The sequence below is a fragment of the Levilactobacillus suantsaii genome, assembly GCF_004115745.1.
GTDB classification, from domain to species: Bacteria; Bacillota; Bacilli; order Lactobacillales; family Lactobacillaceae; genus Levilactobacillus; species Levilactobacillus suantsaii.
The window spans coordinates 72,249-98,479 of the sequence record NZ_QXIL01000001.1 but is presented as its reverse complement, the minus strand read 5'-3'; the positions used below and the strand labels follow the sequence as shown (position 1 = coordinate 98,479).

The 26,231-nt window shown below is 51.2% G+C and carries 26 protein-coding genes; 21 read left to right on the top strand and 5 right to left on the bottom strand.

Annotated features, from left to right (window positions below):
* Positions 1 to 11 precede the first annotated feature (11 nt).
* Positions 12 to 485: an SsrA-binding protein SmpB gene (smpB, locus tag DXH47_RS00430; RefSeq protein ID WP_129031123.1), complete on the top strand. Its 474-nt coding sequence runs from the start codon at positions 12 to 14 to the stop codon at positions 483 to 485.
* 34 nt (positions 486 to 519) lie between these two features.
* Here the strand turns inward: smpB and DXH47_RS00425 are convergent, their stop codons facing one another.
* On the bottom strand, positions 520 to 1,080 hold the full coding sequence (locus DXH47_RS00425; protein WP_129031122.1) for an LURP-one-related/scramblase family protein: 561 nt from the start codon (positions 1,078 to 1,080) through the stop codon (positions 520 to 522).
* Positions 1,081 to 1,250: 170 nt separating this feature from the next.
* Between DXH47_RS00425 and DXH47_RS00420 the strand changes: the two genes are divergently transcribed.
* From DXH47_RS00420 to DXH47_RS11600, 8 genes are all read left to right on the top strand, one after another.
* Entirely contained in the window at positions 1,251 to 1,964 is a 714-nt protein-coding gene (locus DXH47_RS00420; protein ID WP_129031121.1) for a uracil-DNA glycosylase, read from the top strand.
* Positions 1,965 to 2,011: 47 nt separating this feature from the next.
* The gene (gene pta / locus DXH47_RS00415) at positions 2,012 to 2,986 is read left to right on the top strand and encodes a phosphate acetyltransferase (RefSeq protein ID WP_129031120.1); all 975 of its coding nucleotides are present in this window, start codon (positions 2,012 to 2,014) and stop codon (positions 2,984 to 2,986) included.
* A gap of 109 nt (positions 2,987 to 3,095) precedes the next feature.
* Positions 3,096 to 3,572 (top strand): tRNA (adenosine(37)-N6)-threonylcarbamoyltransferase complex ATPase subunit type 1 TsaE, encoded by a 477-nt coding sequence (tsaE, locus tag DXH47_RS00410; protein ID WP_129031119.1) that lies wholly within the window; start codon positions 3,096 to 3,098, stop codon positions 3,570 to 3,572.
* Positions 3,565 to 3,852 (top strand): hypothetical protein, encoded by a 288-nt coding sequence (locus DXH47_RS11790; RefSeq protein WP_225423462.1) that lies wholly within the window; start codon positions 3,565 to 3,567, stop codon positions 3,850 to 3,852. The genes tsaE and DXH47_RS11790 overlap by 8 nt, the downstream gene beginning before the upstream one ends.
* Before the next feature lie 9 nt (positions 3,853 to 3,861).
* A complete protein-coding gene (locus DXH47_RS11785; protein WP_225423466.1) occupies positions 3,862 to 4,074 on the top strand; it encodes a GNAT family N-acetyltransferase in 213 nt (70 codons plus the stop codon).
* 162 nt (positions 4,075 to 4,236) lie between these two features.
* Positions 4,237 to 4,881: an ArsR/SmtB family transcription factor gene (locus tag DXH47_RS00400; protein ID WP_129031118.1), complete on the top strand. Its 645-nt coding sequence runs from the start codon at positions 4,237 to 4,239 to the stop codon at positions 4,879 to 4,881.
* Positions 4,882 to 4,956: 75 nt separating this feature from the next.
* Positions 4,957 to 5,607, top strand: coding sequence for a DsbA family oxidoreductase (locus DXH47_RS00395; protein WP_129031117.1), 651 nt, complete (start codon positions 4,957 to 4,959; stop codon positions 5,605 to 5,607).
* A 1-nt stretch (position 5,608) separates the two neighbouring features.
* Positions 5,609 to 5,746: a hypothetical protein gene (locus DXH47_RS11600; protein WP_170954912.1), complete on the top strand. Its 138-nt coding sequence runs from the start codon at positions 5,609 to 5,611 to the stop codon at positions 5,744 to 5,746.
* Between the two features lie 102 nt (positions 5,747 to 5,848).
* Here DXH47_RS11600 and DXH47_RS00390 read toward each other — a convergent pair whose 3' ends face one another.
* Entirely contained in the window at positions 5,849 to 6,793 is a 945-nt protein-coding gene (locus tag DXH47_RS00390; RefSeq protein WP_129031116.1) for a LysR family transcriptional regulator, read from the bottom strand.
* A gap of 204 nt (positions 6,794 to 6,997) precedes the next feature.
* On the opposite strand from DXH47_RS00390, the gene DXH47_RS00385 reads away from it, so the two are divergent.
* Positions 6,998 to 7,615: an NADPH-dependent FMN reductase gene (locus DXH47_RS00385; protein ID WP_129031115.1), complete on the top strand. Its 618-nt coding sequence runs from the start codon at positions 6,998 to 7,000 to the stop codon at positions 7,613 to 7,615.
* Positions 7,616 to 7,618: 3 nt separating this feature from the next.
* Positions 7,619 to 10,054: a flavocytochrome c gene (locus tag DXH47_RS00380; protein ID WP_129031114.1), complete on the top strand. Its 2,436-nt coding sequence runs from the start codon at positions 7,619 to 7,621 to the stop codon at positions 10,052 to 10,054.
* A gap of 144 nt (positions 10,055 to 10,198) precedes the next feature.
* On the opposite strand, the gene DXH47_RS00375 is transcribed toward DXH47_RS00380, so the two are convergent.
* Together DXH47_RS00375 and DXH47_RS00370 are read right to left on the bottom strand one after the other, a co-directional pair.
* Positions 10,199 to 10,735 (bottom strand): 3'-5' exonuclease, encoded by a 537-nt coding sequence (locus DXH47_RS00375; protein ID WP_129031113.1) that lies wholly within the window; start codon positions 10,733 to 10,735, stop codon positions 10,199 to 10,201.
* A gap of 22 nt (positions 10,736 to 10,757) precedes the next feature.
* Positions 10,758 to 11,522: an exodeoxyribonuclease III gene (locus DXH47_RS00370; RefSeq protein ID WP_129031112.1), complete on the bottom strand. Its 765-nt coding sequence runs from the start codon at positions 11,520 to 11,522 to the stop codon at positions 10,758 to 10,760.
* A 331-nt stretch (positions 11,523 to 11,853) separates the two neighbouring features.
* Here DXH47_RS00370 and murB point away from each other — a divergent pair, with 331 nt between their 5' ends.
* Both murB and DXH47_RS00360 read left to right on the top strand, forming a co-directional pair.
* A complete protein-coding gene (gene murB, locus DXH47_RS00365; protein ID WP_129031111.1) occupies positions 11,854 to 12,762 on the top strand; it encodes a UDP-N-acetylmuramate dehydrogenase in 909 nt (302 codons plus the stop codon).
* Between the two features lie 15 nt (positions 12,763 to 12,777).
* Positions 12,778 to 14,913 carry a cation:proton antiporter gene (locus tag DXH47_RS00360; protein ID WP_129031110.1) on the top strand — a complete coding sequence of 712 codons (2,136 nt, stop codon included), beginning with the start codon at positions 12,778 to 12,780 and terminating at the stop codon, positions 14,911 to 14,913.
* Positions 14,914 to 15,025: 112 nt separating this feature from the next.
* Here the strand turns inward: DXH47_RS00360 and DXH47_RS00355 are convergent, their stop codons facing one another.
* Positions 15,026 to 15,676: a DUF1361 domain-containing protein gene (locus DXH47_RS00355; protein WP_129031109.1), complete on the bottom strand. Its 651-nt coding sequence runs from the start codon at positions 15,674 to 15,676 to the stop codon at positions 15,026 to 15,028.
* A gap of 266 nt (positions 15,677 to 15,942) precedes the next feature.
* Between DXH47_RS00355 and cdaA the strand changes: the two genes are divergently transcribed.
* The 8 genes from cdaA (at position 15,943) to DXH47_RS00310 (ending at position 26,173) form a co-directional block, all read left to right on the top strand.
* The gene (gene cdaA, locus DXH47_RS00350) at positions 15,943 to 16,791 is read left to right on the top strand and encodes a diadenylate cyclase CdaA (protein ID WP_129031108.1); all 849 of its coding nucleotides are present in this window, start codon (positions 15,943 to 15,945) and stop codon (positions 16,789 to 16,791) included.
* Entirely contained in the window at positions 16,791 to 17,756 is a 966-nt protein-coding gene (locus DXH47_RS00345; RefSeq protein WP_129031107.1) for a CdaR family protein, read from the top strand. The genes cdaA and DXH47_RS00345 overlap by 1 nt, the downstream gene beginning before the upstream one ends.
* A 36-nt stretch (positions 17,757 to 17,792) precedes the next feature.
* Positions 17,793 to 19,157: a phosphoglucosamine mutase gene (glmM, locus tag DXH47_RS00340; RefSeq protein ID WP_129031106.1), complete on the top strand. Its 1,365-nt coding sequence runs from the start codon at positions 17,793 to 17,795 to the stop codon at positions 19,155 to 19,157.
* Between the two features lie 264 nt (positions 19,158 to 19,421).
* On the top strand, positions 19,422 to 21,239 hold the full coding sequence (gene glmS / locus DXH47_RS00335) for a glutamine--fructose-6-phosphate transaminase (isomerizing) (protein WP_129031105.1): 1,818 nt from the start codon (positions 19,422 to 19,424) through the stop codon (positions 21,237 to 21,239).
* 621 nt (positions 21,240 to 21,860) lie between these two features.
* Entirely contained in the window at positions 21,861 to 22,565 is a 705-nt protein-coding gene (locus tag DXH47_RS00325; RefSeq protein WP_170954918.1) for a glucosamine-6-phosphate deaminase, read from the top strand.
* 95 nt (positions 22,566 to 22,660) lie between these two features.
* Positions 22,661 to 24,088, top strand: coding sequence for a glycoside hydrolase family 73 protein (locus tag DXH47_RS00320; RefSeq protein ID WP_129031104.1), 1,428 nt, complete (start codon positions 22,661 to 22,663; stop codon positions 24,086 to 24,088).
* 216 nt (positions 24,089 to 24,304) lie between these two features.
* Positions 24,305 to 25,390, top strand: coding sequence for an ABC transporter ATP-binding protein (locus tag DXH47_RS00315; protein WP_129031103.1), 1,086 nt, complete (start codon positions 24,305 to 24,307; stop codon positions 25,388 to 25,390).
* 474 nt (positions 25,391 to 25,864) lie between these two features.
* Positions 25,865 to 26,173 (top strand): hypothetical protein, encoded by a 309-nt coding sequence (locus DXH47_RS00310; protein WP_129031102.1) that lies wholly within the window; start codon positions 25,865 to 25,867, stop codon positions 26,171 to 26,173.
* Positions 26,174 to 26,231: the final 58 nt, after the last annotated feature.

Genomic DNA, 26,231 nt, shown 5'->3' with positions numbered 1-26,231 from the left:
GGTGAACACACTTGGCTAAACGTAAACCGAAAAAAACACCGGACAACCAACTGGCACAAAACCGGAAGGCCCGGCATGATTATACCGTTACCGAGACCGTTGAAGCCGGCTTGGTCCTGACCGGGACCGAGATTAAATCGATGCGGGAACGGCGAATCAACTTGCAAGATGGGTTCGCCCAGATTCGCAATGGTGAGGCTTGGTTGATGAACGTCCACATCAGTGAGTACGTTCAAGGCAACCAGTTCAACCATGATCCGCTACGCAACCGAAAGTTGTTGCTGCATAAGAAGCAGATTCGGCGCTTAGGGTTAGCCACGCAGGATAAGGGGGTCACCTTGATTCCACTGAAGGTATACCTTAAGCACGGTTTTGCGAAGGTCTTGATTGGTGTCGCTCATGGGAAACACGAGTATGATAAGCGTGAGTCTCTGAAACGACGGGAACAAGACTGGCAGATTGCTCGGGTAATGAAACATTACTAATTTACTAAAAATCGCGTTAACCGCCAGCCGACGGTTAACGCGATTTTTTGATTTGAGTCGTAAAGGGGGCGATTTCTGAGGAAAAGCCGGGCGCCCAGCCCCGGTTCTTTACCAGCCCCGGGACCTTTTGCTGGCGCTTAGCCCAGCGGTCGAGGATGGCGGCTAGACAGACGACCAGTGCCTCGTGGTCGGTCTGATCGACTTCGAGGGACATGGTCAAACCATCCGGGGAGACCCGGGTAATGTTGGCAATCAGGTCGCGACCGTGAAAAATCCGGAAACGACCGTTGTTTAGATTGCCCATAATTACCCAGTTAAGGCCACGAACAAAGAGGACTTCGCGAATAACGCCGAAGGTCTTGCTGACCCGACCGACCGGTTGGCGGCGGTATAACAAGCGAAACCGGGGTAACAACCCCAAGGAGTCCTGTTTGACTTCGGCTTCGAGTGAGCCGTTGATGAGATAGACCGTCAAGACGTCAGCACGGAGTCCCCATTTGCCGACGAGTAGGTAACACGATTGGTTCTGGGCGTCCCGAATCACCGTGGTCGCACGGGCGGAAAGGGCCGTCTGATTGAGATACAATTGACGCATGGGGCACCTCCAACAAGATAAAATAATCTGCCGTTAAGGCGCCGACCAGTTTAAATTGGGAGTGGCGTCGAGTAACGGGTATTTGTCTTATTTTACCATGTTTTCGACTTCGCGTTCGAGAATATCATTTCGTTAGCCAGTATGATAAAATGAGACCTGAGGTGTTGGCAATGAAACCGTTTATTCACAATGACTGGTGGCCGGTCTTAGAACCAGAGTTTAAGCAGGATTATTATCAAAACCTGCGGCAGTTTCTGGTGACGGAATATCAGCATTACCGGATCGATCCGGACATGTACCATATTTTCACGGCGTTCGAATGGACCCCGTTTAGCAAGGTCAAGGTGGTCATCTTGGGCCAGGATCCGTACCACAACCCGGGGCAGGCACATGGGTGTAGCTTCTCCGTGCTGCCGGGAACCAAGATTCCACCGTCGTTACTTAATATCTATAAGGAATTACAGACTGACGTGGGGTGTACGCCCGTGAACCACGGGTACCTCAAGAAATGGGCCGACCAGGGCGTCTTATTGTTGAACTCAGTCCTAACGGTCCGCGACGGCGCTGCCTTTTCCCATAAGGGTCACGGCTGGGAACGGCTGACCGACGCGGCAATTCGTAAGTTGTCCGAGCGACCGGAACCCGTCGTCTTCATTTTGTGGGGGCGGGCCGCACGTAACAAGATTGAGTTGATCGATACCCAGACCAACATCGTCTTGCAATCGGCCCATCCTAGTCCCTTGTCGGCTAACCGGGGCTTCTTCGGCTCCAAGCCATTTTCCAAAACCAACATCGCACTCACATCATTAGGGGAAACGCCCATCGATTGGCAACTGCCGGAGACGGTCAGTGTCGATGACGCTTCACAGGCTAATCAGGCGTAAGCAAGAAGAGAATTGATTCGTCGGATATTTTATGGAGGTCTTCACCTATGGAACTTTTTGATAGTCTGAAACAAAAGATTAACGGACAACATAAAACCATCGTTTTCCCCGAGGGTGCCGATCAGCGGATCCTGGGCGCAGCTAGTCGCTTAGTCAAGGATGGCTTGATTCAAGCCATCGTGTTGGGGAGTCCAACTGAAATTGATAAAACGGCCCAAGCCCACAACATCGATACTAGCCAGCTCACGTTATTAGACCCAGCCAATTTGCCAGCCGACCAGGCCAAGGCGATGCTGGACGCGCTAGTGGTGCGGCGGAAGGGGAAGAACACCCCAGAACAGGCACAAGAAATGCTCAAAGACCCGAATTACGTGGGGACCATGATGGTCTACATGGGCCAAGCCGACGGAATGGTTTCTGGGGCGATTCACGCCACCGGGGACACGGTCCGGCCCGCCTTACAAATCATTAAAACTAAGGAAGGCGTGCGCCGAATCAGTGGCGCCTTCATCATGCAAAAAGGGGACCAGCGGGTCGTCTTTGCGGATTGTGCCATCAATATCGAACTAGATGCGGCTGGGATGGCCGAAGTGGCGGTCGAAAGCGCCCACACGGCGAAGGTCTTCGATATTGACCCGAAAGTCGCTTTGCTGAGCTTCTCCACCAAGGGTTCAGCTAAGGGTGACATGGTCACTAAGGTCCAAGAAGCGACTAAGTTGGCCCACGAAGCCGCTCCCGATTTAGCGCTCGACGGCGAGTTGCAATTCGACGCCGCCATGGTGCCCGACGTTGCGGCGTTAAAGGCGCCCGATTCTAGCGTGGCGGGGCACGCCAACGTCTTCGTCTTCCCAGAACTTCAGTCCGGGAACATCGGCTACAAGATTGCCCAACGCTTCGGCGGTTTCGAAGCTATCGGGCCGATTTTGCAAGGCCTGAACAAACCCGTTTCCGATTTGTCACGGGGTTGCAACGAAGAGGATGTTTACAAGGTTGCCATCATCACGGCGGCTCAAGCCCTTTAGGGGTTCGATTTGAGACTTAGTTAATTAACCCGATACCCGGATTGCGCTTTAGCCGTAATCCGGGTATTATTTGGGCAGTAATAAATTTAACGGTGAAGGGGTTGGCAAAATGTTAAAAATGACGGTCACAAGTCCAGAGATGACCATGGCAATCGGGCAGCAACTCGCGCCCGGCCTACGTGCCAAGGATGTCATTTTACTAGATGGAGACCTGGGTGCCGGTAAAACGACCTTTACCAAGGGATTAGCGGCGGGCCTGGGCATTAAACGGAACGTCAAGAGTCCGACGTTTACCATCATCCGCGAGTACCAAGACGGGCGGTTACCGTTATATCATATGGACGTCTACCGCTTGGAAGATGGCAGTGGGGATGAATTGGGCTTAGAGGAATACTTCAATGGCGATGGCGTTAACGTGGTCGAATGGTCCAAGTTTATCGCCGACGAATTGCCAGAACATTATTTGCGGATTATCTTTAAGCGTGACGACGCAGCCGGGGAAAATCAGCGGACGTTGAGCTTTGAGCCGCACGGGGACCACTTTGACCAGTTGGTCGCCCAATTACAGGCTTCATGTCATGAGTGAAGAAGTCGCCATTCGGCTACCAGAAGCCACTGACGCTGCGCAACTTTTGCGGTTACTCACGCAATTGCAGCGAGAAAGTGACACGTTTACGTTGGCAGACGCTGACGACCCGATCAGCGTTGTGCAAGAAGCCGATCAGTTAGAACAGATCAATCAGAGTCCGACCCACTTGTTGTTGGTCGCCAGTCTTGGTGACCGCTTGATCGGGGTGTTGTCGATTGCGCCCACCCCACAAGGCAACGTGGGTGAGTTGGGGATTGCCATCGAAAAGGCTTATTAGCGCCAAGGGATTGGCACGGCGATGGTCGATGAAGCCCTGTATTGGGCAGAAACGGCCAGTACCTTAGAAGCAGTGGGACTGTTGGTGCAAACGCGCAACGTGGCGGCCATGAAGCTCTACCAAAAGATGGGCTTTCAACGGACCCAAACGGCTGAGCAAACGGTGACCGATGACGACGGTGAACAAGTTACGGCCGTTGAAATGGTTTACCCGTTGCAATAAGCCTAGCATGGTGAAAAATTAGCGTAGAACCTGGGGGGAAGTCTCCCAGGTTCTTTTAGCGTGGCCCGAAAGTTGACAAACGCGGACAAGACAGTAAAATAAAGCTATTCAATTAAATCGTTGATTAATAGCAGTCAACGACACGGAAAGGAGTCTGATGATATGGCAGCAGGCCAGCATGCGCAGCTGTATCGGGAACTGGCGAAGATTGGCAAAAGTTTGGCGAGCGACCGGCGTTTAGAGATCATGGATTTATTAGCCCAAAGTCCCAAAACAGTGGCGACCTTAGCGCAGCAAACCGGAATGAGCATTGCCAACACGTCGCGGCACCTCCAGGCGTTGCGGGAGGCCAATTTGGTGGGCCGTGTTCAGCGGGGCAATTACGCCATTTATTGTTTGGCGTCCGCCCAGGTCGAACAGCTTTTCTACTTGTTACGTGACGTGGGGGAGGCCCAGTTGCCCACCATGCAGACCATTCAACGCCACGATGATACGGTTAAACGCATCCAAACGTTAGATTTGTCGACGGCCCTGAAACTGATGGACCGCGATGACGTGCAACTCTTGGATGTTCGCCCAGCGGAGGAATTTCAGGTGGGACATATTGACGGGGCCTATAATATCCCCGTCGATGAACTTAGCGACCGCCTGACTGAGATTCCAGCTGATCAGGAATTGATTGTGTATTGTCGGGGGCCACTTTGTAGTCTCACGAATCAAGCGACGCAGTGGCTACGCCAACGGGGACGTCAGGCCTACAGCCTGCATGCGAGTTATTATGATTGGCAGGTGGCTGTGACAGGATAGGCCGGTGAATTGACAAATTAGAGCAAACTGTTAAACTGAATCTATTCAACTAAGTAATTGAATAGGAGGCGCAACATGAAAATTAAGTACTGGTCCGATATTGCTTGTCCGTTTTGTTATATTGGGTCGACGCGCATGAAGCGCGCCATCAAGGAATTAGGCATTGCTGACGAGACGCCCTTGGAGTTCAAGGCGTTTCAACTGGATCCGACCTTACCGACGACGACCACGAAGACGATGACCGACAACTTTGCTGGCGGTCACGGCATGACGGTCGACCAGGCACAGGCACAAATGGCCCAGATTGAGCAAATGGGCGCTGGCGATGGGTTGACGATTGATTTAGCTCACGCTATCCCAACGAACACCATGGATGCTCACCGATTGATCAAGTTGGCTCAGGCGTCAGGTGATGCGGTTGTGACGGAGCAAGTGATCACCGCGTTGTACCACGTTTACTTTAGCGAAGGCGCGTCTATCGCAGACCATACCGTTTTACGGCGTGCGGTCGTGGATGCTGGTTTACCCGCAGCGGCGGTTGATGACGTGTTAGCAAGTGACAAGTATGCACAAGACGTTCGCCGTGATGAGGCCGAAGCTCAACAGCTGGGGATTCAGGGTGCTCCGTTCTTCGTGTTGAACGACAAGTATGGCATTTCCGGTGCGCAACCCTACGACACCATGGTAAGTGCCTTGCGACAGGTCTTGGCTGAGGAGGTCGATTAAAATGACTGAAAAACAATCGACGACACCGAATTTTAAATCGCTAGGCGACGCGGACGCGAGTGCCGTTTGTGGTCCCGATGGCTGCAATATCGCCGAACACCGCGAGCAAAAGGAGCCCACTAAAAAAGGCGCCAAGTAATGACGCCGGTCTAAAATTAAACATATGATAGTCAACTGTTTTCTGGACGGTGAGTTCGCGCATTTTAGCGGACTCACCGTCCAGTTCTTCGTGTGACGTGTCTTAGCGCGAAGAGGGGTCCGCCAGACTGGCCTCGAGGTTCGTCAAAAAGAGGGTCACAAAATCCTTTTCTGGAGTCGTTAATTCTTTTCCGGCTGGAGAGGCGATGAAGTAAGTTAGTGAGACCAGGTCTTGGGGTAACGGATAGAGGTTGTAGTGCGCACTATCCGGCGTAACGGTGACGCTGTCCGGCAGAAAGGTCACGCCCAGCCCCCGTTGCGCCAGTTTTTGGACGGTCAAAGTATTGCTGCTTTCGACCACGATGTGCGGGTCAACGTGGAATTTTTGCAACAGGTAATCGACTTGCCGCCGAATCGACGATCCCTGCGGCGATAAGACCAGTGGCGCCTGCATAAGTTGGTCCATTGAAAGTGAGTGGGGGTTGATGTAAGCCTGATGTGGCTGGTATAGGGCAGACGTGTGCGGAATGATGGCGTAGTACCCGTCATGGCCGCGGTCGTGGACCGTCAAGCCAGCCGCGATGGTTTGGGGATCTTGACCAATCAGAAAATCTAAGTCGTGGTGTAATAAGCGTTGCTCGTTGCGTTCGGAGATGTCTTCAGTCAGGTCGATTTTGACCGTGGGATGCACCTGTAAAAAGTCTGGCAAAATCAGTGGCAATAGGTAGTAGCCTAAGCTGGACAGGATGCCTACCCGGATGACTTGCTTGGCGGGGGCCGTGTATTGACTCAGCCGTTTATGAAACTGAGCTTGTTCGTTCTCTAACGTGGTTAGGTATTGGTAATAAATCCGCCCGGCGGCAGTCAATCTAATGGGGCTCGTGGCCCGGTTGATGATGGCAACGCCGAGTTCGGTTTCGGCGTTTTGAATCGTTTGCGTAAGGTAGGGTTGCGAGATGTAAAGATCTTTGGCTGCCCGGGTAAAGTTGCCGTGTTTGAGCAGGACGTCTAAGAAGCGCCGCATCCGAAAGGGGTCTGCTTTGGGCATACGAATTCCTCCTTGATAACAAAATTGCTATGGGACAATAGATAAATAAATATTTCACAAACTAAGCAGTTACTCGTAAACTAGCATTTGTAGAACTGGGGCGTTTTTTACCGAATCTCATCCGCCCCGGTCCCTTAATAATAACCTTTTTATTATCAAAATGTGTAGCAGATGTGAGTGAACACCTAGAAAGGACGTTGAATCTTGAAATTAGTTGGAATTGTCGGCACTAACGCCGTGAAATCGACCAACCGGCAGTTGTTACAGTATATGCAACGCCATTTTGCGTCAACTGCGGAATTAGAAATTTGTGAAATCGCTGATTTACCAGCCTTTAATGAACCAGAACAACGGGACGCGCCAGCTGCCGTACAGCAGTTGGCGGACCAGATCGAACACGCGGACGGGGTCATTTTTGCGACCCCCGAATATGACCACTCTATTCCGGCCGTTTTGAAGAGCGCCATCGAATGGTTGTCCTATACCACGCGGCCGTTGATCAACAAACCCGTGATGGTCGTCGGTGCATCGTATGGGTCTTTAGGAACTTCTCGTGCCCAGGCGCATTTACGCCAGATTTTAGAAGCGCCCGAATTAAAAGCGCTGGTCATGCCCAACGTCGAATACATGTTGGGCCACTCGTTACAAGCCTTTGACGAACAGGGGGACCTGGTCGATCAAGCGAAGGCGCAGGAATTGGACAAGGATTTTCAAGCCTTCACTGAATTTGTCACGTTGATGCAAAAAATCACACCGCAAAACAAGTTCTTTGAGGAGACCCGTCAGTTTTCCTGGAGTCAACTCACAGCTGGAAAGGAGTAAACTATGAAATTTATCGGAATCGTGGGCACCAACGCCCGTAAGTCATATAACCGTCAGTTACTGACGTACATGCAGACTCATTTTCAAGACCAAGCGGAAATTGAAATCTTAGAACTGACCGACGTCCCGATGTTTAACGAATCGCAAGACCAAACGGACAGTCCGGTCATCCAAAACTTCATCCAAAAGATTACGGCGGCTGACGGGGTCATCGTGGCAACGCCCGAACATAACCACTCGTTGCCTTCCGCGTTGAAGAGTCTCTTGGAATGGTTGTCCTTTAAGGCCCACCCGTTAGATGGCAAACCAGTGATGATCGTTGGGGCCTCTTACAGTGTCCAAGGCTCTTCCCGTGTGCAACTGCATCTGCGCCAAGTCTTAGATGCCCCCGGCGTCGGCGCTAACGTCATGCCCGGCTCAGAATTCTTACTGGGTCGCGCTCACACTGCGTTTGACGAACAGGGTAACTTGAAATCTAGCGGCACGGTCGACTTCTTGACCAGTTGCTTTAAGAAGTTCATGAAGTTCACTAAGGTGGTCGAAGCCATGAACGTGCCCGATGAGATTAACTATCAACCCGGGACCTATGACGTGACGGCGACCGGCCACAACGGGGAACTCCCGATGCAGGTTACCTTATCGAAGGACCGAATCGAGAACATCCAGATTGACGCGTCCACGGAAACGGAAGGCATCGCCGACGTGGCCTTTGAACGGATTCCCAAGCAAATCGTTGACGGGCAAACGCTGGATGTCGATGCCGTCTCCGGAGCATCGATTACCAGTCACGGCGTCATTGATGGGGTGGCTGAAGCGGTTAAGCAAGCCGGTGCTGACCCCGACATCTTGAAGAAGCGGCCGAAGCAAACTGCCGCTGCTAAACCGGCAATCAAAGACCTCGATACCGACGTGGTCGTTGTAGGTGCCGGTGGGGCTGGTCTGACTGCCGCCGCTAAAATACTCCAAAGTGGCAAACGCGTGCTGGTCTTAGAAAAATTCCCGGCAGTCGGTGGGAACACCGTCCGGGCTGGGGGACCGATGAACGCGGCCGACCCCGATTGGCAACGCCAGTTTGACGCCATTCTGGGTGAAAAACACACCTTGAAGGAAATTACGGAGATTGATGAAGCGACTATCGATCCCGAATATCGCCCAGACTTCCGGGCCTTGAAGGACCAAATCAACGATTACTTGCAAGAGAACACGGATCAACGTGGTTACTTGTTCGATTCGAAGTTGCTCCACCGCATCCAAACTTATTTGGGCGGGAAGCGGCGCGACTTACAGGGCCATAAGATTTACGGCCAATACGACTTGGTCAAAGAATTGACCGACCACGCCTTGGAATCCGTACAATGGTTGGAAAAGATCGGCGTCGAGTTCGATAAGACGCAGGTCACGATGCCGGTCGGTGCCATCTGGCGGCGCGGTCACAAGCCAATGGGCGACCTGGGCTTTGCGTACATCAAGACGCTTAAGCAATATGTCACCAGTCATGGGGGCACTATCATGACCGAAACGGACGTCACGCAACTGACCACCGAAAATGGCCGGGTCGTCGGCGTTCAGGCCCAGGGCGTTGACCACCAAGAATTAGCCGTTCACGCCCAAGCCGTCATCTTAGCTTCCGGTGGATTTGCGGCTAACACCAAGATGTTGAAACAGTACAACACGTACTGGACTAACATCGATGATGACATCAAGACCACCAACTCCCCGGCTATGACCGGGGACGGCATTCGCTTAGCGACTGCTGTGGGCGCCGACTTGGTTGGCATGGGCTTCTCGCAGATGATGCCCGTTTCTGACCCGGATACCGGTGAACTCTTTAGTGGCCTGCAAGTGCCGCCGCAGAACTACGTGATGATCAACCAGCAGGGAAAGCGGTTCGTCAACGAGTACGGCAGTCGGGACCAACTCACCCAGGCCGCCATCGACAACGGTAGTCTGTTCTATCTCCTCGCCGATGATGAAATCAAGAAGACCGCGTACAACACGACGCAAGCGAAGATTGACCAACAAGTTGAAGCGGGGACGTTGTTTAGAGCCGATACGTTAGAAGATTTGGCGCGTCAGATCAAGGTTGACCCGGACACGCTGGTCAAGACGGTTCACGACTACAACAGCTATGTCGACGCTGGCGATGATCCAGAGTTCCACAAGAACGCCTTTGACCTGAAAGTCAAGGTCGCGCCGTTCTACGCTACGCCACGGAAACCAGCGACCCACCACACCATGGGTGGGTTGAAGATCGACACCGGCGCCCATGTCTTGACGGCCGGTGGCACGGCCATCGACGGCTTGTACGCGGCCGGTGAAGTGGCTGGGGGGATTCATGCCGGCAACCGGCTCGGTGGCAATTCACTAGCCGATATCTTCACCTTCGGCCGCATCGCCGCGACGAGTGCGTTGGCTGACGAACTGGCCGTCACGGACTAACTGCTGAAGCTAGCGTTGAGGTGTTCTCGTCCACACATTCCGTCAATTACCTTGATAATCCTAAAATAAGTAAAAAGTCACGCTTAACTCGTCGAAGTTGAGCGTGACTTTTTTGATTTCAGAGACTGAATGTTAAGCTAGCTATTACGCCGTCACCTTAATGAACGACTTCAAAGGTTCGGTCCCAAAGTGGTTGGCCTCATACAGCAAGATATTCGCGCAAGCGAGGCTATCATCTAGGGCGTTGTGGTGATGGTGTAAGTCGATGCTGAGTTGATTGCAGACCGTGTCGAGCTTGTGGTTGGGAAATTCGGGGAAGAACTTCCGGCTGGTCTTGACGGTGTCTAGGGTCAAATAGCGCGCCGCTGGTAACCGGTAATGTTCGAGGCTGCTGCGCAAGACGCCATTGTCGAAAGGCGCGTTGTGGGCAATCACCAACCGGTCGCGTTGGAAGAACGGCGCCACGTGTTCCCAGACTTCGGGAAAGGTGGGGGCGTTGGCGACGTCGGCGGTGTGGATGCCGTGAATCTGGATATTGCGCCAGAAAAAATCAGTATCCGGTTTAATTAATGAATAAAATTCATCGACGACTTGGCTATTGCGGACCACGGTCAGGGCCAAAGAACAAGCACTGTACCGCTTGGCGTTAGCCGTTTCAAAGTCCATGGCAACGAAGTTCACGACGACATCTTCCTTTCTACGATTAGACGGTTAAATCGGCCACGTCGAGTTCGACCGGACAATGGTCGGATCCCATGACCTGGTCTAGTATTTTAGCGTCTTGGAGCTGATCTTGCAAGCGCTGGCTGGTCACGAAGTAGTCGATACGCCAGCCGGCATTGGTATCGCGGGCGTGGAACCGATAGCTCCACCAAGAGTAGCGACCAGTGGCGTCCGGGTAGAAGTGGCGGAAAGTGTCCACGTAGCCGGCATCCAGCAGAGTCGAAAACTTTCCCCGTTCCTCGTCAGAGAATCCGGCGTTATGGTGGTTAGATTGCGGGTTCTTCAGGTCGATCTTTTCGTGGGCGACGTTGAGGTCGCCACAGAAGATGACCGGTTTGTCGGCGTTGAGTCGATTGATGTAGCCTAAAAAGGCGTCTTCCCAGCCCATGCGGAAGTCCAACCGTTTCAGCTTAGCGCCGGAATTGGGGACGTAACAGGTCAGTAAGTAAAAGTCGGGGTATTCGAGGGTGATGGCCCGGCCCTCATGGTCGAAGTCGGGCGCATCGATACCGTAGTGGACGTTCAACGGCTTATGTTTGGTAAAGAGTGCTGTGCCAGAATAGCCCTTACGTTCAGCGTAGTTCCAGTATTGGTAATAGCCGGGGATGTCCAAATCGATTTGACCGGCTTGGAGCTTGGTCTCTTGAATCCCAAAGAAGTCAGCGTCTAAATTTTTAAAGATGCCCATAAAGTCCTTTTTAACGATGGCCCGTAAGCCATTGACGTTCCAAGAAATAAATTTCACGTCAAACACACCTCCATGAATACGTCTAGTATACCAGAAAAAGGACTTTTCCCGGCTTCCAGGGGTTCTGCGTGTTGTTTTGTGAAAATTCATGCTAAAATGTTACTTAGTGCTACTAAAACTCACGGTCAGTCCACCCATGGGAGTTATTTGCAGGTCTTTGCACGCTTTGAAGGCATGTGAAACCGGGAAGCGACCCGTATGAGAATCATTAAGCTAGCACTGACACCGACTGCACCGTAATCGCGGTTGGCAGGTTCTGGTGACGCCCCGCCGGTCGGGCGCAAACTGACCGGGTTAAACTTTTCAAGATGAAGGGAAATTACTACTCATGGAAGATATCGCAACGGCATTTCCAGCAGTTAAGATTTTAGAACACGCGTCACTGGCTGATTACACGCACACTAAGACTGGGGGTCCAGCCGACTACCTGGCCTTTCCGACCAACGTGCAAGAGGCCAAGTCATTATTGGCTTATGCTCATCAATTGGACCTTGACGTGACGGTGATTGGCAATGCCAGCAACCTGATCGTCCGGGATGGCGGTATCCGGGGATTAGTGATGATCCTGACGAAGTTTAAGACCGTGACGGTCGACGACGTGGCACATACGGTAACTGCGGCGGCGGGTGCGGCGATGATCGAAGTGACCCAGGTGGCCCAGGCGCATCAGTTGAGCGGCCTTGAATTTGCTGCGGGGATTCCCGGCAGTGTTGGTGGCGCCATCTTTATGAACGCTGGGGCTTACGGGGGCGAAATCGCGGCTGTAGCAACTTCCGCGGAGATTTTGACTCCGGAAGGTGAGGTTCGAACTTTGAACCAAGCGGAACTCGATTTCGGTTACCGTCACAGTTCGATTCAGGATTATCACGATATCGTTTTGACGGCGACCTTCAGTCTGACGCCGGGTAACGGCGACCAGATTCAGGCCCAAATGGACGACTTCAATGCCCGCCGCGCGGCCAAACAACCGCTAGACTTACCGTCTTGCGGAAGTGTCTTCAAACGGCCGACAGGGCATTACACGGGTCAATTGATTCAGGAAGCCGGCCTCCAGGGGTTAAAATGGGGTGGTGCTCAGGTATCGACCAAGCATGCGGGCTTTATCGTCAACATCGATCACGCCACGGCGACCGACTACTTAGAGTTGATTCACCATATTCAACAAGTCATTTGGCAACGGGACCAGGTTCGTCTTGAGACCGAGGTCCGGATTATCGGCGAAGAACCACAAGCATAGAAAGGGGGACCTTCTTTGCCAATTATTGAAGCAGTGATCCTATTGATTGTGTTAGTCCTGCTTTCAAACATTATCAGTCACTACCTCACGTTTGTCCCAGTCAGTTTAATCCAAATTGCGTTAGGCCTGGTGGTGGCCCTGATTTGGAATTTCGAGGTACCCCTCGAAACCGATTGGTTTTTACTTCTATTTATTGCACCTTTGCTGTATAACGATGGGCGCCGCTTCCCGCGTAAGGAACTCTGGCGGCTTCGTGGTCCCATCTTCGGCAACGCTATTTTGTTAGTTTTTCTGACCACGATTTTAGGTGGTTTTCTGATTTACTGGTTGATTCCCAAGATGCCGCTGACGGTGGCCTTTGCCTTGGCGGGCATCCTGTCACCTACCGACCCGGTGGCCGTGCAGTCGATTTCTAAACAGGTCAAATTACCGGAAAGCCTCTTGCACTTGGTCAGTGGCGAAAGTCTGATCAACGATGCCAGCGGGTTGATTGCCTTTAAGTACGCGATTGCGGCCACGGTGACCGGCTACTTCTCATTGAAGACGGCCGCGGGTGATTTCTTCTATATCAGTATCGTTGGCTTCTTAGCCGGCTTGATTATTATGACGGCCGTGCAGCTTTTGATGGATTTCTTGCGTCGCCAAGGTATCGATGACGTGATTTTTAACACGGTCTTGCAGATTGCCACGCCGTTTGTGGTCTATCTGGTGACCGAGGAAATTATTCACGCGTCCGGCGTGATTGCGGTCGTCACGGCGGGTGTGCTCTACCATGCCCGTGAGAGTCAAATTGTGGAAGACTCACCAGAATTGAAACTGGTGACCGAAAAAGTCTGGGACATTATTATTTATTCGTTGAACGGCATTGTGTTTGTGATTTTAGGTATCGAATTACCCGTAGCCACCACCAAGTTGATCAAAGGTGGCCAATTCAACACGGGCCAAGCACTCCTCTTTGCGTTGGGGACCTGGATAATCCTCGTGGTGATTCGAACTTTCTGGACTTACGGGTACATTATTTTTCAACGGTTACGCCATACGACCACTGAACATCCGAGCTTTCGGACAGCCATCTTGTCTGGGTTATCCGGGGTACGGGGCGCCGTCACCATGGCCGGGGTCCTGTCCGTGCCGTTGACGGTTTCCAGTGGCGCCGGATTCCCGACGCGGTCGTTGATGTTGTTCGTGGCGTCCGGGGTCATTATTATCAGTTTAGTGGCCGCGACGTTGATGTTACCCCTGATTTCAACTGACGGGACGCCGTTGCAGACCCGGGGCAGTGCGAGTGATATGAGCGATGGGTTAGATATTGAGGACGATGAGCCGGAAGAAGAGTATCCGGCGGAACCCGTACGCCAAATTAGTGAAGATGAAGCCCGCGCCTATATTATGCGGTTGGCTATTTCCAAGATTGAAGAATTGCGGCGACCGAATAATCAGCGGGCGGCTTACGACCTGATTTTGGATTATCAATTCGTGATTCGCCGCTTGGAAATGAATTACCGGGCGGATGATACCATGCAACGGGTCCTAAGTGACGAATTGAAGCTCCGTCAAGTAGCGCTCAAGGGCGAACGGGCCGAGTTGAAGAGCATGCGTGAGTCTGGTGAGATTACCAAGACCAGCTACGTGGGGGCTTTACGGCGAATCGAACGGATGGAGAGTCGGGTCACCCAAGTTGGCGGTCACGGCGTTCCGAGTGTGCTGCGGTACTGGTTACTGTTTTTCCGGCACTTGTGGCGTAACGCGACTTACTGGTTGCATTCCGAAGATACCGACCGGTTACACGCGGAAAGTAATTTGATTGAACGCCAGACGGCCAAGGCAGCGATTAAAACGTTGTCGGAGTACCTAGCCCGAACGGATATCGATGAGACGCAGTTCGATAACCAGGCGATTTACCACTTGATTGTCCACTATCGTAACCGAATCGAGCGAGCCAAGGCAGTGGAGACCCCGACCCACGAAGCTGATTACCAGCATCAATTCAGTCGCTTGCGGGTGCGGGCGTTGAGTGCCGAACGGACCGGGATTCAAAACTTGCTGGAAGCGGGCAATATTTCCTGGACCATGGCTTCGCACTTGCGGCAGTACGTGAACTATGCCGAAAACGTGTTGGTCATGTCATTGAATAACGAAGATAGTGATTAACACTGACTGAACGCGGACGTTACCTGAAGGTGGCGGCCGCGTTTTGACGTTAACGGCAACAAAAAAGGCGACCGATTCGTTGCCGAATCGCGTCGCCGGTTTGAAATTAAGGTTAAGCCGCTGTCTTTTTAGCGGTCATGATGAGGTGTAATATCCAGTAACAGAAGAGCTGGATGAAAGTCATTAGCAGGACGAATATCCAGAGGTTGGACGTCCACATGTCGAGGAGCGGTCGAATAAACTGCTCGGGGTTTAGGAACAAGTAGACCGTGTGGATTCGGAGAAAGCGGCCAATATAGACGCCAACGGAAGACAGAAAGGTCAAAATCAACACGACCAATAAGCGGACCACCAGGTGCCCGTCCGCTAGACGGTTGGAGATGCTTTCGCTCACGAAGTTGAGGCTCCAAAAACCCAGGAAGGCACAGAAGAGGGCACTGGTCATCAAGTAAGTGAAGTAGATCCAGATGTGCGGGGTGACCCGCAAGAGCCCGCTGGCCGCATAAGGTTGGAGGAGGGAGAGATGGAACAGGTCGGTCAGTAGATATGGAGCGTTCGGATAAAACAGCAGCCAGATAATGACCAACGGCCAGAACAGCCAGGCCGATCGTTGCCGACCTAGGTGAAAACTAATTTCGATAGGGATGTACCCTAGAAACGTGTTCAGTAATAAAAATGAAAAGGGATCGCGCGCCCGAAAAAATAAATAGAGCATCCACGCCACGAAAAAGCCGCGAATTTCCCATTTAGCCCGCCGATTCATAATCAATCACCCAATCCTTTCATGACCCAACTCTATTTTACAGCGAATTGAATCTGGAGAAACACAATATGCTTTCTATCTTACCAGAAATTAAGTGGGGACTTGAAACTTAACCGGGACCTTAATAAATTTTGTATATTTAGACGGTGTTAGCGGGGGATGAGGGCCGATAATGAACAGATTCAATGGACCTTGGGGGGAATTAAGGCGTTTCCACGGTGAGCGTGATATAATGAAATTTGAATTCGATTTGGAGGGAAAGTCAAATGAACCTGAACTGGGGAAATCTCCTAACGTTAGGGAACTTGGTCAACGTCTTGGATATCCTGGTGGTCTGGTTCGTTATCTACGAACTGATCGTCATGTTACGGGGAACGAAGGCCATTCAACTTTTCCGGGGCGTCATCTTGATTCTGGTGGTCAAGGTAATTAGTAGTTACTTTGGTCTCAACACGGTTTCGTGGTTAATGGACCAGGTGATCAACTGGGGAGTTATTGCGGTGATTATTATCTTCCAGCCTGAAATCAGACGGGGGCTGGAACATCTTGGCCGAGGCTCGTTATTTGTCCGGATGCGCAACGAAAATGAAGCCGCTAACCGGATGATTGCGGGGCTGGATAAGGCGATTCAGTATATGTCGAAGCGCCGTATCGGGGCCTTGATGACGATTCAACAGGATACGGGACTCGAAGACTACATCGAAACGGGGATTGATTTGGATGCTGAATTAACCGGAGAACTTTTGATCAACATCTTTATTCCCAATACGCCCCTGCATGATGGGGCCGTGATTATTCGCAACAACCGGATTGCTGTGGCCGCGGCTTACCTACCGTTGTCGGAGAGTAACTTGATTCCCAAAGAATTGGGGACTCGTCACCGGGCCGCTGTAGGAATCTCAGAGGTCACCGACGCGTTGACCATCGTTATTTCCGAAGAGACCGGTGAGGTTTCCATCACCAAGAATAACGAATTATTACGTGGGTTAACGCAAGAAGATTATTTGAAGTTTTTGAAGCACGAGTTAGTCAACGATGAGGCCACGCAGAACCACAATATTTTTGATACAGCGTTAGATTGGATCAATCGACACTTGCATAGGGGGCGCCGGTAATGAAAAGTCAACACTATACGGCGTGGATCTACCGGGTCTTAGCTTTGATTCTGGCGATTTTACTGTTCTTTTACGTGAATAGCACGCAAACGGGGAGTAACCAGCAATCGTCCAGTTCCAGCAAGACGTCCCTCACGGCGACTAAGACCGTGAAGGTGTCCGTTCCGTTACAATTGAATGTGAACAACAATAAGTACTTCGTGACTGGCTACCCGGAAAAGGTCAAGGTCACGCTCCACGGACCGTTGGCGTTGGTCACGACCACCGCTAACACCCAGAACTTTAAGGTCTACGCGTCGCTCAGTGATTTGGGCGTGGGGAAGCACAAGGTATCGTTACACCAGGAAGGCTTGAACCGGGAAATCGAATCGTCGATTTCTCCAGCCAAAATCACCGTGGATATTGAACCACGGCGGACCGTTTCCTTCCCGGTCAAGGTCAAGTACAATAAGGACAACATTGCGTCGGGCTACACGGCGGGCTCACCAACGACTGACGTTTCCAGCGTTAAGGCAACCGGGGCCGCTAACGAAATCGCCCGGATCGACCAGGTCATTGCGCAATTGTCCGTGCCGCAAAACACCAAGAAGACCGTGAACAGTCAAGCGGTCATCGAAGCCTTGGATAAAAAGGGCAAGACGGTCAACGTGATTTTGACGCCGTCGACCACCACCGCTAATTTGCCGATTACTTCAAAGGGTGATAGCAAGACGGTGCCCGTGAAGCTAAATGCCAAGAATGGCTCGTCCGGAAAGACATATAAACTAAGCAGTTCGACGACCAAGGTTAAAGCCTTTGGGAGTTCTTCTCAGTTGAAGGCTCTGTCCAAGGCGCAGGTTGATGTGGATGTCAGCAACGTGAAGAGCTCAGATACTAAGACTGTGACGCTCGACACCGATGACAATAAGGTGACCGCCTTTGATCCCACAACCATTAAGGTCAAGGTCAGTGCGAGTGACGATTAGCCAATAAATTAATTTTGAGAAATGAGGAATTCTGTCATGAAATACTTTGGAACAGATGGTGTACGGGGCGTTGCCAATCAGGAATTGACGCCGGAACTGGCGTTTAAAGTGGGCCGTTACGGGGGCTACGTGTTAACGCAGCATGCCGATAGCGAAAACAAGCATCCCCAAGTCTTAGTGGCCCGGGACACCCGGATTTCGGGTGAATTATTAGAAAACGCCTTAGTTGCTGGCCTCCTGTCGGTCGGTATCGAAGTGTTACGGTTAGGCGTCATCACCACGCCCGCCGTGGCTTACTTGGTCCGGACTCAGGGCGCCGCAGCCGGGGTCATGATCACCGCGTCGCATAACCCTGCGGAATACAACGGTATCAAGTATTTTGGGAACGATGGCTACAAGTTGTCTGATGAGATGGAAGAAGAAATCGAGGCCCTACTGGATGCGCCTAACGACGACCAACCCCGGCCCGCAACGGACGGCTTAGGCACCGTTGAAGATTACTCCGAGGGTAGCCAAAAGTACATTCAATTCTTGGAACAAACCATTTCGGATGATTTAGAGGGACTACATATCGCCGTCGATGCGGCCAACGGCTCGACTAGTGGCTTGGTCTCACGGTTATACGCTGACTTTAACCTGGATTTTGATACGATTGCGACGCAGCCCAACGGCATCAACATCAACGATCAGGTCGGATCGACGCACCCGGAGAACCTGCAAAAGTTCGTTGTCGAAAAGGGCGCTCAGATTGGCTTGGCCTTTGATGGTGACGGGGACCGGTGCATCGCGGTCGATGAGAACGGTGATATCGTAGATGGGGACAAGATTATGTACATTTGCGGTAAGTATATGTCCGAACACGGCCGGCTGAAGAAGGATACCATCGTGACCACGGTCATGAGTAACCTGGGGATGTACAAAGCGATGGAAGCAAACGGCTTGAAGTCGGTTAAGACCAAAGTTGGAGATCGCTACGTGGTTGAAGAAATGCTCAAGTCCGGGTATAATCTTGGTGGTGAACAGTCTGGCCACATCGTCTTCTTGGACTTCAATACGACTGGGGATGGTCTACTGACCAGTTTGCAATTGCTGCACATTTTGAAGGCGACCGGCAAGAAGTTGTCCGAATTAGCGGCTGACGTCACGACCTACCCGCAAAAGTTAGTCAACATCAAGGTCGCCGATAAGGCCACGGCCATGGATAACCCGAAGGTCAAGGCGATGATTGCGACCGTTGAAAAAGAAATGAATGGCGATGGCCGGGTTCTTGTGCGGCCTTCCGGGACGGAACCCCTCTTACGGGTGATGGCGGAAGCCCCAACCGAAGAAGCCGTGGCGACATTCGTGGAACGGATCGCGGAAGTTGTGCGGGCCGAAGTCGGCGTTAAAGATGACCAGTAAACCTGATAAAGCCTCAAAAACGTTGCCAGGGCGGCAACGTTTTTTTACACTTTAATCTAGCTTAATTAAATTTTAAATATAAGATATACCATTATTGGATTTTTGAATTGACAACCTCGACTGAAGGCTGTAAAGTATAGTCATTCAGGGTTAGCTTTCAATTTATTTCAGTCTATACCAATTTTAAGAAAGCTAATTCATTTTCATCATAAAATCAAAACCGGCGTCATTTTCAGAACGCCAGTCAGAAAAGGAAGATAGATTATGTGTGGAATTGTTGGTGTTACGGGTAACGACAATGCCGTTAAGATCCTGGTTGAAGGGCTCCAGAAGCTGGAGTACCGGGGATACGATTCGGCAGGGATTTACGTAAACGACCAGAAGGGCCAGGATTACCTGGTCAAGACCAAGGGCCGGATTTCGCAGTTACGGGAAAAAATCACCCCGGACGTGCACGGCTCCACCGGGATTGGCCATACCCGCTGGGCGACTCACGGGGTCGTCAGCGTGGATAACGCGCACCCGCACTTCTCAAACGACGACCGGTTCTACTTGGTCCACAACGGTGTGATCGACAACTTCCAAGAACTCAAGGCCCAGTACTTGAGTGATGTGCCATTCAAGAGCCAGACCGATACTGAAGTCGTGGTTCAGTTGATCGATAAGTTCGCAGTCGAAGACAACTTAGACGCTAAATCCGCGTTCTTAAAGGCTTTGGGCTTATTAAAAGGATCTTCGTATGCTTTCTTGTTGATGGACCGGGAACAACCCGATACTTTATTCGTTGCCAAGAACAAGAGTCCGCTATTGATTGGGGTAGCCGATGGCTTTAACGTGGTCTGCTCCGATGCGATGGCCATGTTACGCGAAACTCACGACTTCTTGGAATTGATGGATGGCGAAGTCGTCACCATCACGCCGGACAAGGTCGCCATTGAAGATGCTGACGGCAACGCTGTTGACCGGAAACCATTCCACGTGGACATGAATGCCGACGAAACGGATAAGGGGACGTATCCCTTCTACATGTTGAAGGAAGTCGACGAGCAACCGAACGTGATGCGGAAGTTAGCCCAAACTTACTTATCCGAACACGGCCAGCCACAAATCGACCAGAACCTGATTCAGGCCATGCAGGCGGCCGACCGGCTCTACATCATCGGTGCCGGGACTAGTTACCACGCTGGTTTAGTCGGCAAGCGGCTCTTTGAACGCTTGGCCCACATCCCAACGGAAGTTCATGTTTCCTCCGAATTTGCGTACGAGCAACCAATGCTGTCCGAGAAGCCATTCTTCGTCTTCTTGACGCAGTCCGGTGAAACGGCCGATAGTCGTGAAGTTCTGGTCAACGTCAATGACGCCGGTTACCCAAGTTTGACGATCACCAACGTGCAAAATTCCACGCTGTCGCGGGAAGCTAGCTTCACGCTGTTGCTTCATGCGGGTCCAGAAATCGCCGTGGCTTCGACTAAGGCCTACACCGCCCAAATCGCGTTGGAAGCTATCTTGGCTAAAGCCTTAGGTGAAGTCAATGGGCAAATCGTAGCGCAAAACTTTAACGTGCGCCAACAATTAGGGTTAGTGGCCACGGGAATGCAGGCTATCGTCGATGAAAAGGGCAAGATTGAGCAGTTGGCGAACGACTACTTGATGGCGTCTAACCGAGCCTTCTACATTGGCCGGAGCATCGACCACGCCGTTTCTCTGGAAGCGGCCTTGAAGCTTAAGGAAATCTCCTACGTTCAAGCCGAAGGGTTTGCTTCTGGAGAACTGAAGCACGGGACGATTGCCTTGATTGAAAAGGGGACGCCGGTGATTGGGTTTATCACCCAGGAAAAGACGGCTGGCCTGACCCGGAGCAACCTGCAAGAAACCATGGCCCGGGGCGCCAAGACCATGACCATCGTGCGCGAAGGTTTAGCTATCGATGGCGACACACTGGTCTTACCAGACGTTGATGAAATGTTGATGCCGTTGCTGACGGTGGTTCCGGCCCAGTTATTGGCCTACTACACCAGCCTGAACAAGGGCTTGGATGTCGATAAGCCACGGAACCTGGCTAAGAGTGTTACGGTTGAATAAGAATTAGCAATTGGGGACCTGCGCGAAAGCGGCGGGTCCTTTTTAGTCCTCGCGGTAATTATCATGAGAACAACAGTGGACCAACCAATGCGACTTGGTGCTGTCGATATTTTAAAATACCTAGTGCTCGGCTAAACAGCCCCGGCAGCAAGGGCTTTTAGAAATGAGTAATGTGCTCCTAATTAGGGGCTAACCAATCCTAAAATCTTGCGTTCCCTAACTTTTCGTTATATAGTATTCGCATAACACAAGAGAAAAAGAAGGTGACGACCATGAAGTATACGAAACGTGAAAACTCTCATAAAAATCAAAAACAACGGGACGCCACATTTGAGAAGTTCCGGAAACAACAAAACGAATTAAACGCGAACCGTCGGGGTGTCCGGCGTAAATAACGTTGCCATGCTAAGTGGCAGCCAGCCCGAGGGAAACGTCCCTTGGGCTTTTTTACGTCGTTAGTTTGGTTATCCACCAAGCTAGGTAAGTTAACGGCAAGAAATAGTCACAGCCTAATACGATAGTTGAGGTAAATCCTTGCAAAACTGGTCTAGAGCGATTATAATTGGGATATACCATTAAGGGAGAAAGGTCAGATGCATGATGATGACACAATTACAGAATATGCACGTTCAAATCGTAAAGGATCCCGCTGCCGGGGGCGTAGCGGGTTTCAAGGTTTTCCAACAAGCGTTAGCCGCTGGCGCTAAGGTCTTTGGTTTAGCTACGGGAAGTACGCCTATTTCCATTTATGACCAATTGACGGCTAGTGACCTGGACTTCAGCCAATTAACGTCTATCAATTTAGACGAATACGTGGGCTTGGGCTCGGATCATCCCCAAAGCTACCGTTACTTTATGCAACACCATTTGTTTAACGCCAAGCCGTTCGCACATTCCTACGTTCCTGATGGGTTAAACACCGATGCGGATACCGAGACCAAGCGGTATGAAAGTATTATTGCTGCGAACCCAATTGATTTGCAGCTCTTAGGCTTAGGACGTAACGGCCACGTGGGGTTCAATGAACCCGGGACGGCCCCGCAATCGACTACGCACAAGGTGGCCCTGACTCCTTCGACGATTGCGGCCAACGCGCGCTTCTTCGACAATGCTGATGAAGTACCCCGTTACGCTTATTCAATGGGCATTGGGACGATTTTGAAGGCTAAGCAGATCTTGATTGTGGCCTACGGCGCTGAAAAGGCCGCGGCCGTGGCTGCGATGCTGCAAGGCCCCGTGACGGCAGACGTTCCAGCCAGCTTTTTGCAGACTCATCCGAACGTTACCGTGATTTTGGATGAGCAAGCAGCGAGTCAACTCAAATAAACCGCAAGTTTTCCCGGTTTCCCCGACTAATTTTCGGCACCGCTTTCTGGAATTATGGTATTCTTATTCTGGAAGCGATTTTAGGGGGGAACATCATGAAGGGAAGCAAACAGTGGTTTTTAGCCGCGGCCGTCGTTGTAAGTGTCGGTCTTAGTGGGGTGATTGGGTTGACCAGTCATGCGGCTACTACCCAGCAAACGTTTATTTCATCGCTGAAAAGTCCCGTCCAAACGGTGGCTAATCAGTACAATCTGTACCCGTCGGTGATGTTGGCGCAGGCTGCGCTAGAAAGTGGTTGGGGGACCAGCCAACTGACGCTACAGGCGAATAATTATTTTGGCATCAAGGGCAGCTATAACGGCCAATCCGTCAGTATGCCCACGTCGGAATATGACGCCAACGGTCAACTGTACACGACGGACGCTAACTTTCGGAAGTACCCCAGCGCGAAGGCCTCGATGACTGATAACGCGAAGCTTCTACGTAACGGAATCAGTTCGGATCCTACCTATTATAGTGGAACGTGGCGGGAGAATGCGGTGACTTATGCCGACGCGGCCAACGCGTTGACGGGCACCTACGCTACGGCGCCGACGTACGGGGCCACGCTGATTACGTTGATTCAACAATACAACCTGGCAAACTTAGACGGAAGTAACAGCACGACCAGCAGTAGCAGTTCGTCCAGTGTGGCGGATAGCAGCAGTAGTGCCCCGACCGTGACCTACGCCACGGCTAAGTACTACGGGGCTAGTGGAACCCAAACGGCCCGGTTGAGTGCTAAACATACCAGTTATCGAGTCTATAACCACATCAAAGGGACGCGGGCTAAGGTGACGAAGACCGCGTGGAAGAAATTGAAGGTCGGTACGGGCCAACTGGTCTACGTTAACATGCGGGGCGTGAAGCAATCACCAACGACCGGCAAGAAAACCACTTGGTACCGGATTACATTGACCAATAAAAAATCCGCGAAGAAGTACTGGGTTTACGACTCGGTTTTGACCTTACCGAAGGTGACCTACACGGCGGGACAGGCGACCATCAAACTCAATTCGACTAAGGGCAGTTACTACAACCACGTCTTTAATTCCCCGTACCTGGCTAAAGCCCAGGGGAAAATCAGTCAGCTGAAGGCTAAGAGTTATAAGGCAGACAATCAAGCGGTGAAGACCCAGGATGGGAACAAGTCAACCTGGTACCGCATCATTGTTGGTAAGACCAAGTATTGGGTCGCCGCTGATGAAATTGCGGCCGCGCCCCAGTACGATTACGTGGTCTACACACCTGAGAAGACGACTAAGAAGTTGAGCCAAAAATTCACGACGTATCATCTATACAATCACGTGAAGAAGACGCATTTTGATCAAAAACAAGTGGCCTGGCCTAAAAAGGCCAAGTCAGGAACTAAGGTGACGGTGAACTTGAAAGGGGTCAAGCCGCGGTACCAGACAACGTGGTATCGGCTCAAGTTCAGCGGTGATAAGACCAATTACTGGGTCGATGCCCGGGCGTTGGACTGAGTGACTAACTGATTTTCAATGGCACGGCGGTAGCGCAGTGCCATTTTTTCGGTGGGCTAAAGAAATGTCTAAGCTCACAGGGATTTTTGTCGTTTATCGTTTTTTTCTGGTATAATACTACAGATTGAATGAGTTCGGGGTAAACGGGTGACAAATCACCAAGTGGTGCGCCGGACTCATCGAGCACGCTAATAACTGAGTTAGGAAGTTTAATTCATGGATAATGCATATAAAATTAAGGTCCAAAACGTCACGAAGGAGTACGACTTATACAAGAGCCAGTCCGAAAAGCTGCGGTCGTTTTTTTCGTTACGCAACAGCAAGGTGCCGCATTTTTGGTCATTAATGGGCATCTCCTTAGAAGTTAAACCCGGTGAGACGCTGGGCTTGATCGGGGTCAACGGTTCCGGTAAGTCCACGTTATCCAACATCATCTCCGGGATCATTCCCCAAACGACGGGGGTCGTGGATGTTCGCGGAGACACCTCGATTATCGCGATTGGGGCCGGGTTGCGGGGTAACTTGACCGGTTTAGAAAACATTCGGTTGAAGGCATTGATGCAGGGGCTGACCAATCCTGAGATTGATGCTTTGATGGACGACATCGTGTCGTTTGCTGATATTGGTGATTTCTTGTATCAACCAGTCAAGAGCTACTCTTCCGGGATGAAGTCACGGTTAGGTTTCTCCATCGCGGTTCACGTGAACCCCGATATCTTGATCATTGATGAAGCTTTGTCCGTTGGGGACGATACCTTCTATCAAAAGTGTGTGGATAAGATTGCAGAATTTAAGGATGAGGGCAAGACGATCATCTTCGTCAGTCATTCCTTGAAACAAATCGAAATCTTGTGTGATCGGGTCGCTTGGATTCATTACGGGACCCTAAAAGAACTGGGTGATACCAAGACGGTCGTCAAGAATTACCGGGCGTTCACTAAGTGGTTCAAGACCCAGACTAAGAAAGAAAAGAAGCACTTCCAGCGGCAAATGAAGGCCAACCAGAAGTCGTTTGACATCGATGCCTACCAACAAAGCGTGACCGATGAACGTCAAAAAGCCGAGCCGGAAAACAAGGCGGTCGCTGCGGACGTGAAGAAAGAGTTCTACGGGTCAGTAATCAGTGAAAAGATGAGTCTCAGCAATCGCATCCTAACCACGGTCGTGGGTGTCCTCTTCGTCTTGGTCTGCCTGGTCAACATTTCGGGGCATTCGTTGAGTGACGTGGTACAACAACCAAGTAACTTGATTCACCCCGAAACGGTCCTGCACGACCCGAACGCCACGACGGAACTCAAATAATTAAAAAATAATTAAAAAACAGATAGATTTATTTTAATTTTAGTGGTATCTTTAACTTACCATTTATTTACCCCTTAATCGGGTTGCCCAATGAATCCGGTCAAGGATCTATCTCTCATTTGGTGCAGACTAAATGGTATGGTCGGAAAGGCAACTTTCCGACCTTTTTTTAGAGGCTGGATAACGAAAACCCTTAACTTTTTAGTGAAAAGGCATTGACAGCGCTTTCAAATGTGGGTATATTAGTAGCTGTAAGGTATTAATAATTACCTTCTAATCAATTCTCTTTCTCTCTTATGCCGACCACTACCATTCCCTGGTAGTGGTTTTTGTGTGCTCCGAGAGAAACGCTGGCATACCGCAATTTAAGTGGGGCCACAGCTGAGTTAACCCGGCCATACGAGCAGGGGAAGCGGGGCTGTTGTTTCGGCGAATCCTTGGTATAATGGAGCTAGCACTGGAGGAAAGTTAGTAATGAAAAGTCATGAAACGTTTACCTTAATCGAGGAAATTACCCGTTTAGACGGGTCGAAGTACATGGAAATCAGCGACATGGTCCAAAACGGCCGGGTGGAACTCGCGGCCGAACGGGGACTGATCAAGCAAGTGCGTATTTTGCAACTGAACATCGCACACACCCCACACGTGCAGGCCTATGAAGATTACGTTAACGAAAATTACGAGATGCCCGCTGAAGACTTTACTGAATTCCAGGAATGGGCCAAGCCCGAAAAAATTCAAAAAGAAGTGGACGCCATCTTACAGGAAAACCACATTGGCTAACCGTTGGGCTGGCTAGGATTGGTTAAACGTAAAGCGGCTGACACAAGACTTTTAGATC